Source organism: Streptomyces sp. NPDC053673, assembly GCF_055585225.1.
On record NZ_JBVJKN010000020.1, the window covers coordinates 80,830 to 94,106 of the forward strand.

The window sequence follows — 13,277 nt, forward strand, 5'->3', positions numbered from 1 at the left end:
ACCGCTTAGTAAGTGCTGATTCCCCACCTCGCAGGCCCGAGGAGCCCCCAATGCAACTCGCCGCGATCATCGTGTCGCTGGTCCTGACCGTGGTCGGCGTTGCGCTCATCGCCCGAGCCGTCGCGCAGATCTACCGGTTCGTGAAGCTCGGTCAGCCCGTACCCGCAGGCAGCCGGACCGACAGTCCCAAGGCGCGCACGGTCACCCTGGTCAAGGAGTTCCTCGGCCACACCCGGATGAACCGCTGGGGGATCGTGGGCTTCGCCCACTGGTTCGTCGCCATCGGCTTCCTGACGCTGCCCCCGACGCTCGCACAGGCGTACGGCCAGCTCTTCCAGGCCGACTGGACCCTGCCGATCATCGGCGGCTTCCTGCCGTTCGAGATGTACATCGAGTTCATCGGCGTGATGACGATCGTCGGCATCGTCGTCCTGATGGCGATCCGGCTGCTGAACCTGCCCTCGCGCGCCGGCCGCAAGTCGCGGTTCGCGGGCTCCAAGGCCTGGCAGGCGTACTTCGTCGAGTACGTCATCCTCACCATCGGCCTGGCGATCTACGTACTGCGCGGCCTGGAAGGCGCGCTCCACCACGTGGAGCACTACGAGGCGGCGTACTTCGCCTCGTACCCGCTGGTCCTGGCCTTCAACGGGCTGAGCGTCCCGACCCTCCAGACGCTGGTCTACTTCGTCGCGATGATCAAGATCGGCACGTCGCTGATCTGGATGATCACGGTCTCGCTCAACACCAACATGGGTGTGGCCTGGCACCGCTTCCTCGGCTTCCCGAACATCTGGTTCAAGCGCAACGCGGACGGCTCCACCGCTCTGGGCGCGCTCCAGCCGATGACCAGCGGCGGCAAGGAGATCGACTTCGAGGACCCGGGCGAGGACGACGTCTTCGGCGTCAGCCAGGTCGAGCAGTTCTCCTGGAAGGGCATCCTCGACTTCTCGACGTGTACGGAGTGCGGCCGCTGCCAGTCGCAGTGCCCCGCCTGGAACACCGGGAAGCCGCTCTCCCCGAAGCTGCTCATCATGTCGCTGCGCGACCACGCGCACGCCAAGGCCCCGTACCTGCTGGCCGGCGGCGGCAAGACGATGGAGGGCGAGGAGAAGGCGTCCGAGGAGCAGCTGAAGGACGTCCCGGCTGCTGCTCTGGCCGAGGCCGAGCGCCCGCTGATCGGCACGGTCGAGGAGAACGGCGTCATCGACCCGGACGTGCTGTGGTCCTGCACCACCTGCGGTGCGTGCGTGGAGCAGTGCCCGGTCGACATCGAGCACATCGACCACATCGTCGACATGCGCCGCTACCAGGTGATGATCGAGAGCTCCTTCCCGTCCGAGGCGGGCACGATGCTCAAGAACCTGGAGAAGAAGGGCAACCCCTGGGGCCTGGCCAAGAAGCAGCGCCTGGAGTGGACCAAGGAGGTCGACTTCGAGGTCCCGGTCGTCGGCAAGGACGTCGAGGACCTGTCCGAGGTCGACTACCTCTACTGGGTCGGCTGCGCGGGCGCCCTGGAGGACCGCGCCAAGAAGACCACCAAGGCCTTCGCGGAGCTGCTGCACATGGCGGACGTCAAGTTCGCGATCATGGGCGGCGACGAGAAGTGCACCGGTGACTCCGCCCGTCGCCTCGGCAACGAGCCGCTGTTCCAGCAGCTCGGCCAGGAGAACGTGGCGATGCTGAACATGGCGTTCGGCGAGGACGACGAGGACGAGTCGACGAAGAAGCCGAAGGCTTCGAAGAAGATCGTGGCGACCTGCCCGCACTGCTTCAACACCATCGCGAACGAGTACCCGCAGCTGGGCGGCGAGTACGAGGTCATCCACCACACCCAGCTGCTCCAGCACCTCATCGACGAGGGCCGCCTCGTCCCGGTGACGCCGGTCGAGGGCCTGATCACGTACCACGACCCCTGCTACCTGGGCCGCCACAACAAGGTCTACACGCCGCCGCGCGAGATCATGGACAAGGTCCCCGGCCTGCGCCAGCAGGAGATGCACCGCCACAAGGAGCGCGGCTTCTGCTGCGGCGCCGGTGGTGCGCGGATGTGGATGGAAGAGCGGATCGGCAAGCGCATCAACACCGAGCGCGTGGACGAGGCGCTGTCCCTGAACCCGGACATCGTCTCCACCGCCTGCCCGTTCTGCCTCGTCATGCTCTCCGACTCGGTCAACGGGAAGAAGGGCGAGGGCAAGGCGAAGGAGTCGCTCCAGGTCGTGGACGTGGCGCAGCTGCTGCTCGACTCGGTCAGGACGCCCGTGGACCCGGGGTCCGATGACACGGAGGCCGAGCCGGCTCCGGAACCGGAACCCGTGAAGTAGTCGTCTTCGTAGAAAACCAGTGAGCGGCCGGATCTGCCTCGGGGGCAGGACCGGCCGCTTCTGTCATCACCGGGCCCGTCTGTTCTGTCGTCACCGGCTCTGCCTGCACGAAGCTACGAGCACGTGGGCCATTACGCACCGCGCAACCATTGGCCCATGCGCCTGACAGGAGCATGATGAGGCGGCTGGTTCCCGGGATACCGATGGATACGGATGGGGTGTGTGCCGCGGTGGTGCCTCGAATACGCAGCTTCGCGCTGGTCGCTGTGGGCGCGCTGGTGCTGGCGCCGCTGGCGGGCTGCGGGCCCCAGGGGGAGCACGGCGCCGGGCGGACGACGACCGCTCCCGGCGTCTCCTCCCTCGCGGGCAAGGCCGCCCCGCCGGCCCTCCCTGTGCCGCACGGTGACGGCAGCCGCGTCCCGGACGACTTCAACGGCGACGGCCACCGCGATCTCGTCCTCGACGACCTGGTCAAGGCGCCTGGCGCGGGCCACGACGACGACGCGGGCATCGGAATCGTCTACGGCTCCGCCAAGGGCGTCCCGACCCCCTCGGTACGCCGCCTCCTCACCCCCCGCGCGAACGGCGCCCGCGTCACCGGCACACTCCCCTCCGCCTTCGACGCCGCGACCTCCTGCGACCTCGACAAGGACGGCTTCAGCGACCTGATCGTGGCCACGGACCCCCCGTACAACGGCATCGGGCGCCCGCCCGTCCCCCTCCAGCTGCTCTTCGGCGGCCCGGCCGGCCTCGGCGGCAAGGCGGTCGTCCTCCGCATCCCGGAGCAGGCGCGGTACGGCAACGAATGGCCCGACCACCCCGTGTGCGGCGACTACGACGGCGACGGCGCCGAGGACCTGGCGGTCACCGCGAGCGGCGGCCAGGTCAGCTATCTGCGCGGCCCCTTCACCCGCGCCGGCTCCCCGCGCGCCGCTGAGCCCCCGGTCCCGGGCGCCGGCCCCGTACTCGCCGCGCCCGCCCCCGACGCCGACCCGAACGGCGACGGCTACGACGACCTCGTCCACTCCACCCGCCCCCTCACCCCCGGCACGGCGGCCAGGGGCAAGCTGCTGCTGGGCGGCCCGGACGGCCCCGGCCGCCCCGGCGGTACGTACCGATTCCGGGCCGTCAGCCTGCCGCCCGCGCCCCCGCTCCCGGCCGGCGAGGCCGCCGCCGTCACCGAGCTCCTCCGGTACGCGGACTTCGACGGCGACAAGCGCGCGGATGTCGTGACGCGCACGCACAGGGGCGAGAACGCCGACGTCATCGCGGTCTACCCGGCGTCCGGAGACCGCACCCACCCCTTGATCACCTTCAGCACGTCGATCTTCCTCGCGCCGGCCTCCGGCTGACCCCCCAGGGTTCCCCTAGGGGATGTCACAGGTCGGCCGCAAAGGCCCCCGTCTTCCCCGGCCCCGGACACCGGACACCGCGGGAACGGGTACGTTCGAATGCGTGGCTGGATTCAGGATCGGACGCGGCCGGGACAACAACCGCACCCCGCACCCGCAACAACAACCGCAGCAGGCAGCGCCTCCGCCGCCGTACGGACAGTACGGCCAGTACGGAGGCGGCCAGGCCGCGCCCCCGTACCCACCGCAGCAGCAGTGGCCACAGACGGGCGGCGGGCAGCAGCAACCCCACGGCGAGCCGGAGTACTTCGGCGACCCGTACCCGCAGCACCAAGGACCGCAGGGCGGCGCCCCGTACGGCCCCGGCCCCGGTGACCCGTACGCCAACAACCCCGGTCACACCCAGGCCTTCAGCATCGACGAGGACCCCTACGGCGGCGGCTCCACCTACCGCGCCGGCACCGCTCCCGCGCCCGCGGGGCCGCGCCTGCACTGGAAGGAGCTGCTGAGCGGCATCGTGCTGCGCCCGGGCCCCACTTTCCTGCAGATGCGGGACTACCCGGTCTGGGGTCCGGCGCTGGTCGTCACGTTCGTCTACGGCCTGCTCGCGATCTTCGGCTTCGACCAGACCCGCGAGGAGGCGATCAACGCGCCGTTCTCGACCGCGCTCGTCTCCGTGCTCGTCACGGGCGTGGCCTTCGTCATCGGCAGTCTGATCCTCGGCGCGGTCACCCACACCCTGGCCCGCCAGCTCGGCGGCGACGGCGCCTGGCAGCCGACCGTCGGCCTCTCCATGCTGATCATGTCCCTCACGGACGCCCCGCGGCTGCTCTTCGCCCTCTTCCTGGGCGGCGAGAACTCGCTGGTGCAGGTGGTGGGCTGGCTGACCTGGCTGGCGGCGGGCGCGCTGTTCACGTCGATGGTGAGCAAGTCGCACGACCTGCCGTGGCCGAAGGCGCTGGGCGCGTCGGCGCTCCAGCTGATCGCGCTGCTGTCGATCATCAAGCTCGGCACGATCTGAGCCGGAGAACGACGGAAGGGCCCCGCCGCAAGGCTGGGGCCCTTTTTCATATGCGTGTTCCACGCGCACGGGGCTGCGTCCCGAAACTCTCGGGACGATCGGGAGAGGGGCATGCTCGGCGTCGCGCGTCGGCGAACCGCGGGCAGCGCAACCGGCAACCAGTAACCGGCAACCGCTGGAAACCCGGTTTCCAGGGCACGACGCACACCTGCCGGCGCTCGCTCGCAGATTGAGCGCCGGCGTGAGAGGCCCAGGGGCGATCTTGACCCATCGGCCGGAGAATGGGCGTGGCGGACTCGCTCTCAGGCGACGGCGTGCTCCGAGGTTCCGGGGTCTGGAGGTCGTGGGCCATGCAGTCTGTGACATTCCCGAACGGAGCCCCGGATGCCGAACCGGCACGGCCATGACGGCCGACGATGCGCGGCTGAGAGCCGCATGCCCCCGGGCCGCCATCGTCGAGGCGACGGTCTGGACCGCGTACGGCTCGTTCCCTCACTCCGGGGTCAGGGCCTGTGTCCACTCCGGGGTCAGGGCCTGCGTCCACTCCGAGGTCAGAGCCTGCGTCCACTCCGAGGTCAGAGCCTGCGTCCCGACCTGGTCGAGCGCCGGGCCCGGACGGTGCTCGACGACGCCGCCTGCCGCGCGTCCGCGACGGTGGTGAGGGCCCGGGAGGCGCGGGGCTCACCGTGACCGGAGAGAAGGGCTGATCGGTGATGGCGGACGAACGAGCCGAACGCATCACGGAGTTCATCAGGCCACTGCGGGTGAAACCGGGCTCGACGGTGAACCTCGGCCGGGACTTCGATCCCCGCTACAAGGCCGGCCTGAAGAAGCGCGACGCGGTCGAGCTGCTGCGGACCGGGGTGTCCCTCCTGGCCGAGTACCAGGAACGGCTGGCCGCCCAGGACACATACGGCGTACTGCTCTGTCTCCAGGCGCTCGACGCCGGGGGCAAGGACGGGACGATCCGCCACGTCATGAGCGGCGTCAATCCCCAGGGCGTGCGGGTCAGCAGCTTCAAGGTGCCCTCCAACGAGGAACTCGACCACGACTACCTGTGGCGTTACGCCCGCCGGCTCCCCGCGCGCGGAGAGATCGCCATCTTCAACCGCTCGCACTACGAGGAGGTTCTCGTGGTGCGTGTGCACTCCGAGAACCTCGTCCGGCAGAAGCTGCCGGACGACGCGCGCGGGCCGGACGTATGGGACCGCCGCTACCGGGAGATCAACAACTGGGAGCGCTACCTCACGGACAACGGGTTCAAGGTGGTGAAGATCTTCCTGAACCTCTCCAAGGAGGAGCAGCGCACCCGCTTCATGAAGCGGATCGACCTGCCGGAGAAGAACTGGAAGTTCTCCGCGGCCGACGTCCGGGAGCGGCGCCGGTGGGACGACTACCAGCACGCGTTCTCCGAGATGTTGTCGGCAACCAGTACGAAGTGGGCGCCCTGGTACGTCGTGCCGGCGGACCGGAAGTGGTTCGCGCGGGTATGCGCGGCGGCGGTGCTCGCGCACACCCTGATGGACATCGACCCCCAGTACCCCGAGGTCGGGGAGGAGACCCGGAGGGATCTGCTCACAGCCAAGCGGGAGCTGGAGCAGGAGGCCCCCGCAGGGGCCCCGGCCGACCCGTATGCCTCCCGGCATCCGGCGGCCGCCAGGGCCGGGAGAGACATGCCGGCGGGTGGCACGCGCGCACACGGCGCCGGTCGGCCGGCGAAGAAGAAGCGCGGCTAGGACCCGGCGGACCGGCGGGGGCCGACGGACCGGCGCAGACCCGACGGCAGCGCGGCTCGGCCAGGTCGCCCCGGTCGGACCGGCCAGACCGGCCAGACCGAGACCGGCCGGACCGGATCGGAGGCACGACGATGACGGTGCAGTCAGACGCCGGGGGAGAGCGGCCCACAGCTCCGGAGGACGGCTGGTACGCCCGTTCTCCCGAGGAGGTCGTGGCGGCATTCGGCGTGGATCCGGCGGTCGGCCTCCCCACGGCACGGGCCGCCGAACTCCTCGCCGCGCACGGCCCGAACGCACTGCCCGAGGAGAAACGGACTCCGGCCTCGCGCCGGTTCCTGAATCAGTACCGCAGCTCCATGCAGATCGTCCTCATGGCCGCGGCGGTCGAGCTCGGTCAGGCCCACTTCGGCAGCACCGGGGTCGGTCAGTCGATCGCGTTCACGGCCTTCGCGCTCTGTCTGATCGTGGCCGCTTTCGAATGCCGCAGCGAGACGGATTCAGTGCTGACGACGTCCACCTTCGACAGCAAGCAGATGAACTGGGTGGCGGTGGGACAGTTCGTGCTCGCGGTGGCCGTGACCCAGATGGACGGGTTCCGCCGCATCCTCGGGACGACCGAGATCAACGCTCGCCAGTTCGGCTGGGCGCTGCTGTCCGCCGTCGTGCTCCTGGTGCTGTGGGAGCTGGGCAAGCTCCTCGCCCGCCGGTCGAGGGGCACAGGGTGACCCGTCGCTTTGCCCTGCCCCGTGCGCCGGGCCTCGTCGTCCTCAAGGGATACCGGCGTGACTGGCTGCGCGGCGACCTCGTGGCCGGGGTCACCGTCGCGACCTACCTCGTGCCGCAGGTCATGGCGTACGCGAGCGTCGCCGGTCTGCCGCCGGTGGTGGGGCTGTGGGCGATCCTGCCGGCCATCGTGCTCTACGCCTTCCTCGGCTCGTCACGGCTGCTGTCGGTCGGCCCCGAATCGACGACCGCGCTGATGACCGCCACGGTGGTGGGGCCGCTCGCCGGGGGTGATCCCGCGCGGTACGCCGTCCTCGCATCGGCGCTCGCCGTCGCGGTCGGCCTGATGTGCCTGGTGGCGTGGGCCGCGCGGCTCGGCTTCGTGGCCGATCTGCTCTCGCGGCCCATTCTGATCGGCTATCTCGCCGGCGTCGCACTGATCATGATCGTCGACCAGCTGACCAAGCTCACCGGTGTCCCGACGGAGGGCTCCGGCTTCTTCCCACAACTGCTGTCCTTCCTGGGGAACCTGGGCAAGGCACATGCGGCGACGGTGATCTTCAGCCTCGCGGCCGTGCTCTTCCTCTTCCTGGCGGCCCGCCTTCCCCGCGCCGTCCCCGGTCCGCTGCTGGCCGTCGTTCTCGGTACGGCGGTGGTGGCGGCGTTCGGCCTGGAGGACCGCGGCCTCCCGGTGATCGGGAAGATCCCGGCCGGGCTGCCGGGCCCGGAGTTCCCGGCACTGGTCGACCTGCCCCAGTTGCTGCTGCCCGCGGTCGGTGTCCTGCTCGTCGGCTACACCGACTTCATCCTCACCGCGCGTGCCTTCGGCACCGACGACGGCGGGCCGCGCCTGGACGCGAACCAGGAACTCCTCGCCCTGGGCGCCGCGAACCTCGGTGCCGGCACGCTGCAGGGGTTCCCGGTGAGCAGCAGCGCCAGCCGGACCGCGCTCGCCCAGTCGGCCGGAGCACACACCCAGGGGTACACGCTCGTCGCGGGCACCGCCGTAGTGGCGGTGCTCCTGTTCCTCAGCCCACTGCTCAAGAGCACACCCACGGCCGTACTGGGCGCACTCGTCGTCTACGCCGCCGTACGGATGATCGACCTGGCGGGCTTCCGCCGGCTGGCCTCCTTCCGGCGCAGAGAACTCCTGCTGGCCCTCGGCTGTCTCCTGGGGGTCCTCGTCCTGGACATCCTCTACGGCGTGCTCGTGGCCGTGGGCCTGTCCGTCGTCGAGCTGCTGAGCAGGGTGGCGCGACCGCACGACGCCGTCCAGGGGCTGGTGCCCGGCCTGGCCGGCATGCACGACGTGGACGACTACCCGCAGGCGCGGATCGTCCCCGGACTGCTGGTCTACCGCTACGACTCCCCGCTGTTCTTCGCCAACGCGGAGGACTTCAGGCGCCGAGCCCTGGCCGAGGTGGCCGAGGTGGCCGAGCAGAAGGGCCCCGTCAGGTGGTTCGTCCTCAACGCGGAGGCCAACGTGGAGGTGGACATCACCGCGCTGGACGCGCTGGACGCACTGCGACGGGAACTGACCGGCCGCGGCATCGAATTCGCCATGGCGCGCGTCAAACAGGACCTGCGCGACGAACTGGACGCGTACGGACTCATCCGGTCCGTGGGCGAGGACCGGATCTTTCCCACCCTGCCGACGGCGGTGGCCGCGTACCACGCATGGTGCCGGGAGAACGGGGACGGGGACGAGAACGGGGACGGCGGCAGGCACCCGGCCGACGGGGCCCCCGGCACCAGCTAGAACGCTTCGTTCGCCGTGCGACCAGCAGCCGGCACGGAACGGGTACGTGGAGGGTTCACAGGGCTACACCCTGTGCCCAGCGCTGCGCTCGCCGGAAGCTGACCGCCGCCCCTCAGCGGCTACAGCGCCTCCCGGGAAGGCGTAATAGGCTCGCCCGGCTTACGCACGGGAGGCAAGACACTCCAGGGGAAGTTGATCCACTCGTCGGTGCGCTTCCAGACGTACTCGCACTTCACGAGGGAATGCGACTTCTCGTAGATCACGGCGCTGCGGACCTCGGCGACATGGTCGACGCAGAAGTCGTGCACGAGCTTCAGCGTCTTGCCGGTGTCGGCGACGTCGTCGGCGATGAGCACCTTCTTGTCCGAGAAGTCGATCGCGTTGGGCACCGGCGCGAGCATGACGGGCATTTCCAAGGTGGTGCCGACCCCGGTGTAGAACTCGACGTTCACCAGGTGGATGTTCTTGCAGTCGAGCGCGTACGCCAGCCCGCCGGCCACGAACACCCCGCCGCGGGCGATGGAGAGCACGATGTCCGGCTCGTACCCGTCATCGGCGATGGTCTGCGCGAGCTCGCGGATCGCGCCGCCGAACTTCTCGTACGTCAGGTTCTCTCGTGCTTCACCCATGGCTCGTCACACCTGCGTCCGATGGAAATTCACAAACGACCTGGAGGCCGTCGGCCCGCGCTGCCCCTGGTACCGGGAGCCGTACTTCTCCGAGCCGTACGAATGCTCCGCCGGCGAGGTGAGCCGGAACATGCACAGCTGCCCGATCTTCATACCCGGCCACAGCTTGATCGGCAGTGTCGCCAGATTCGACAGCTCCAGGGTCACGTGGCCGGAGAACCCGGGGTCGATGAACCCGGCGGTCGAGTGCGTGACCAGCCCGAGCCGCCCGAGGGAGCTCTTGCCCTCCAGCCGGGAGGCGAGATCGTCGGGCAGCGTGATCACTTCGTACGTCGACGCGAGCACGAACTCGCCGGGGTGCAGGATGAACGCCTCGTCCCCCTCCGGCTCGACCAGCCGCGTCAGGTCCGCCTGCTCGACGGCGGGGTCGATGTGCGGATAGCGGTGGTTCTCGAACACCCGGAAGTAGCGGTCGAGCCGCACGTCGATGCTCGAGGGCTGCACCATCGATTCGTCGTACGGGTCGATACGGACCCGCCCGGCGTCGATCTCGGCCCGGATGTCCTTGTCTGAGAGAAGCACGCCCCGAGGATACGCAGAGCGCGCGGGCCCGCCCCAATCGGGCGGATCCCGCGCGCCTCCCCCACGGCTTGCCGACACGGCTTGCCGATCGTGCCGATCATGCCGCTACCGCTGATCCCACCGATCTCACCGGTCTCGTTCGCTGATCGTGCCGATCATGCGGCGGACGCCGATCGCACCGCTATCGCTTCGCCGGCTCCACCGGCACCGCATGCCGCAGCCGCGCGCACCGTGGGCACCGGATGAGCCGCCCGGGCCCGATCCGCCCGGCACCGAGCTGCTGCATCGGGAACGACGAGGTAGTGAAGACATGCCCTTCGGCACAGCGGACCGCAGTGCGCTCCAGCGAGTCGCCGCGGTCCATGGAGTCCATCGAGTCCATCAAGTCCCTTCCCCAACAAGCGTGGACGAGATAGCCACATTAGGGGATGAACAGGACACCACTCCACGCGGCACTCCGCCCCCAAAGCTACGCCTCCCACCCCCGCCCCGCAGTCGGATCCGGCCACCCGCGCACGACGAAGACCCTCGGGGTAAATACACCGAGGGCCTCTGATGGGGTACAGTGTGCGACGATGCGGATCTGATCAACCGGTCCGCTACGCGGGTGTAGTTTAATGGTAGAACATGAGCTTCCCAAGCTCAGAGCGCGGGTTCGATTCCCGTCACCCGCTCCACGACGAAGGCCCAGGTCACAGACCCGGGCCTTGTTTGTTGTCCAGACCTGTTGAGCCCTGTCGTGCCCTCCGCGTGCCCCAACTCGCACGAATGCCCTGCTTGGAGGCGCACCGGCGCACCACACGCGTCGCGCAGGGCAGGCCGCCGCCCCGAAATGCGCCGATGCGTTCCCTCGCGTGAACGCCGAACCTTCGGCCGAACTCGGAGCCCTGCATGAGGACATCAGAACCATCGGTGAACAGCTGGCCGCACAGCTCGGCACCATGGCCGACACCTACCGCCACCGGTCCCCCGACCGCCGAGACGTGCTCACCGAAGTGGCCACCCGGCTGCACACCGGCCTCGGCGCGGAAGCGGTCGTCCTGAACGAGACCAGCCTGCGATCCACCCGGCTCGGCGACACCCTCACCCTCGGCAGCCTGCTGGCAATCGAGCCCTTCGGCAACCAGCTCGTCCACGCCCACCTGCCCCCGGGCCACGCCGACCTCGATGCCCTGCTCAGGCACCTGACCGAGCTGGTCGGGCCCCTGGTCATGGCGCCTCATCCGTTACCGACAGGCATCCGCACCGTACTGACCACCGGCTATCTCGCCGACACCTTCCTCGGCGGCCGCACCCACCAGGCAGCCCTTCGCCTCGGCCAAGCCCTCCAGCATGTCCTGACCGAAGGAGAGAAACGGTGATCCTCACCGGACCCGAGATCGCCACGGCCGCAAGCGACGGACGCCTGCACATCGCCCCCTTCGACACAGCACAGGTCAACCCCAACGCCTCACCGAAGCCCTCGCCTGCAGTGGCCTGGTCACCGACTTCACCAACCCCGCCACCCTCGCCCGGGACCTCAACCGTCTCCGCACGACCCCGGGGCTCCTCAGCGCCCTCCAGCAGGAAGGCCGGAAGAACGCCGCCCGCTACCCCCTCAGCACCACCGCGGCCGGCCTGGCCGACCTCAGCAAGCAGCTCACCTGACACACCCATGGCGCAGCCAGGTCGCTACCGGTCGGATCACTACCCTGACCGGCGGGACACCGCACGCCACACGATCGGGAGACCATGACGCTCAACACGGACCTCATCGAGAAGCTCCTCCGCGACGGCGTGCGCGACAAGGTCTACCCAGGTGCCGTCTGGGCCGTCGGAGACGCTGACGGCACCCACGCCAGCGGCGCTGTCGGCCTTCTCGACCCCACCCGGCCCGACGAACCGATGCGCCTCGACACAGTCTTCGACGTCGCCAGTCTCACCAAGGTCCTTGCCGTCTGGTCCACCATCGGCACTCTGGTCGAAGACGGCAAACTCCAGCTCGACGTACCACTGGGAACGTTCTGGCCCGAAGTCGAGAGCTACCCCCTCGGCCAGGTCAATGCCCACCACCTGCTCACCCACACCGCCGGCGTCCCGCTCCGCGCCAACCTCAAAGCCCTCTACGGCACCGACCCCCAGGACATCCGCGACGGTGTCCTCCACGAAGCCCTCCACCGCCCGCCCGGCGAAGCCGTCGAATACACCGACCGCGCCGCCCTGATCCTCGGGTACCTCGCCGAACATCTCGTCGGCCAGACGCTCGACCAGTTCGCTGCCACCCGCGTATGGCAGCCGCTCGGCATGGCCGAGACCCGCTTTGGCCCCCTCCCAGCCGAGACCACCGCGCGCTGCGCGCCCACAGAACTCGACGAGGCAACCGGCACCCACCTGCGGGGCACCGTCCACGACTTCTCCGCACGCCTCCTCGACGGCGTCTGCGGCATCGCCGGAGCCTTCTCCGCACTCAACGACGTCGCGACGTTCCTCCGGTACCTCGTCAATGCCGCGACAGCGCAGAGGCGGTCTTCTGCTGAGGCAGTCGGTAAATACCCCTGTAATCCTTCGAGCGACCTATGCAGGGACCAGATCACCCGATAGCCCACGCAGGCCAGTACCGGTAGTCGCTGCGGCTTGGGCTACCTGTCGTAGCCCATCGCTCCTCAAGCACCGGCAGCGGCGCAGAGGGCACTGAGAGGCCATGGGCACATTGAAGGGCACAGGGTCAGTTCCGGTCGCGGGGCGCGTGAGTCGCGGTTCATCACGCTGGTCGGGTCAGCAGCCGCCGCCATTCCGCGCCTGCCAGGTGCCGGTTGACGCGTCGGACTGCGGCGATCCAGCAGCGCGAGCACTCTACAGTCCTGTAGATTTTACGCGCGTTTGCCAACCGCTGCTGCCCTGCCGGGCGCGACAGAAAGCAAGGGTCGATGTTCGGGATAAGTGAGCTCGCGCTGCTGCTCATCGTCGTCATCGTGCTGCTGGGGGCCAAGAGGCTCCCGGATCTAGCCCGGTCCGCGGGCAAGGCAGCCAGGATCCTCAAGAGCGAGAAGCAGGCCATGAAGGCCGACGACGCCGGCACTGCGAACCCAGCGTCGCCCCATGTCATCGACGGCAAGACCATCGCCCGCCCCGACAGCCCCTCGCGCGACTGAGGGCATCGTCAGGTCCTGCACCC

The 13,277-nt window shown here is 69.3% G+C and carries 9 protein-coding genes, 1 tRNA gene and 3 pseudogenes; 10 read left to right on the forward strand and 3 right to left on the reverse strand.

The window, feature by feature from the left end:
• Positions 1-50: 50 nt before the first annotated feature.
• The 5 genes and pseudogenes from ACZ6ZQ_RS25785 to sulP form a co-directional block, all read left to right on the forward strand.
• Positions 51-2,321, forward strand: coding sequence for a (Fe-S)-binding protein (locus ACZ6ZQ_RS25785; RefSeq protein ID WP_469770879.1), 2,271 nt, complete (start codon positions 51-53; stop codon positions 2,319-2,321).
• Positions 2,322-2,524: 203 nt separating this feature from the next.
• Entirely contained in the window at positions 2,525-3,673 is a 1,149-nt protein-coding gene (locus ACZ6ZQ_RS25790) for an FG-GAP repeat domain-containing protein (RefSeq protein WP_469770880.1), read from the forward strand.
• 103 nt (positions 3,674-3,776) lie between these two features.
• Positions 3,777-4,694, forward strand: coding sequence for a Yip1 family protein (locus ACZ6ZQ_RS25795; RefSeq protein ID WP_469770881.1), 918 nt, complete (start codon positions 3,777-3,779; stop codon positions 4,692-4,694).
• Between the two features lie 713 nt (positions 4,695-5,407).
• On the forward strand, positions 5,408-6,430 hold the full coding sequence (locus tag ACZ6ZQ_RS25800; protein WP_469770882.1) for a polyphosphate kinase 2 family protein: 1,023 nt from the start codon (positions 5,408-5,410) through the stop codon (positions 6,428-6,430).
• Positions 6,327-8,912: pseudogene (gene sulP / locus ACZ6ZQ_RS25805) on the forward strand (sulfate permease); the annotation flags it as partial. The gene ACZ6ZQ_RS25800 and the pseudogene sulP, both read left to right, overlap by 104 nt.
• Positions 8,913-9,031: 119 nt before the next feature.
• Here the strand turns inward: sulP and ACZ6ZQ_RS25810 are convergent.
• From ACZ6ZQ_RS25810 to ACZ6ZQ_RS25820, 3 genes are all read right to left on the reverse strand, one after another.
• On the reverse strand, positions 9,032-9,541 hold the full coding sequence (locus ACZ6ZQ_RS25810) for a phosphoribosyltransferase (RefSeq protein WP_469770883.1): 510 nt from the start codon (positions 9,539-9,541) through the stop codon (positions 9,032-9,034).
• 6 nt (positions 9,542-9,547) lie between these two features.
• Positions 9,548-10,123 carry a dCTP deaminase gene (gene dcd, locus ACZ6ZQ_RS25815; RefSeq protein ID WP_453667923.1) on the reverse strand — a complete coding sequence of 192 codons (576 nt, stop codon included), beginning with the start codon at positions 10,121-10,123 and terminating at the stop codon, positions 9,548-9,550.
• Between the two features lie 181 nt (positions 10,124-10,304).
• The gene (locus ACZ6ZQ_RS25820; RefSeq protein WP_469770884.1) at positions 10,305-10,505 is read right to left on the reverse strand and encodes a hypothetical protein; all 201 of its coding nucleotides are present in this window, start codon (positions 10,503-10,505) and stop codon (positions 10,305-10,307) included.
• A gap of 221 nt (positions 10,506-10,726) precedes the next feature.
• On the opposite strand from ACZ6ZQ_RS25820, the gene ACZ6ZQ_RS25825 reads away from it, so the two are divergent.
• The 5 genes and pseudogenes from ACZ6ZQ_RS25825 (at position 10,727) to ACZ6ZQ_RS25845 (ending at position 13,254) form a co-directional block, all read left to right on the forward strand.
• A tRNA-Gly gene (locus tag ACZ6ZQ_RS25825) sits at positions 10,727-10,800 on the forward strand.
• Between the two features lie 177 nt (positions 10,801-10,977).
• The gene (locus ACZ6ZQ_RS25830) at positions 10,978-11,484 is read left to right on the forward strand and encodes a hypothetical protein (protein WP_469770885.1); all 507 of its coding nucleotides are present in this window, start codon (positions 10,978-10,980) and stop codon (positions 11,482-11,484) included.
• Between the two features lie 88 nt (positions 11,485-11,572).
• Positions 11,573-11,770 (forward strand): annotated as a pseudogene (locus ACZ6ZQ_RS25835) (glycosyltransferase); the annotation flags it as partial.
• Between the two features lie 84 nt (positions 11,771-11,854).
• A pseudogene (locus ACZ6ZQ_RS25840) lies at positions 11,855-12,631 on the forward strand (serine hydrolase domain-containing protein); the annotation flags it as partial.
• A 398-nt stretch (positions 12,632-13,029) separates the two neighbouring features.
• Positions 13,030-13,254 (forward strand): twin-arginine translocase TatA/TatE family subunit, encoded by a 225-nt coding sequence (locus tag ACZ6ZQ_RS25845; protein WP_469770886.1) that lies wholly within the window; start codon positions 13,030-13,032, stop codon positions 13,252-13,254.
• Positions 13,255-13,277 lie beyond the last annotated feature (23 nt).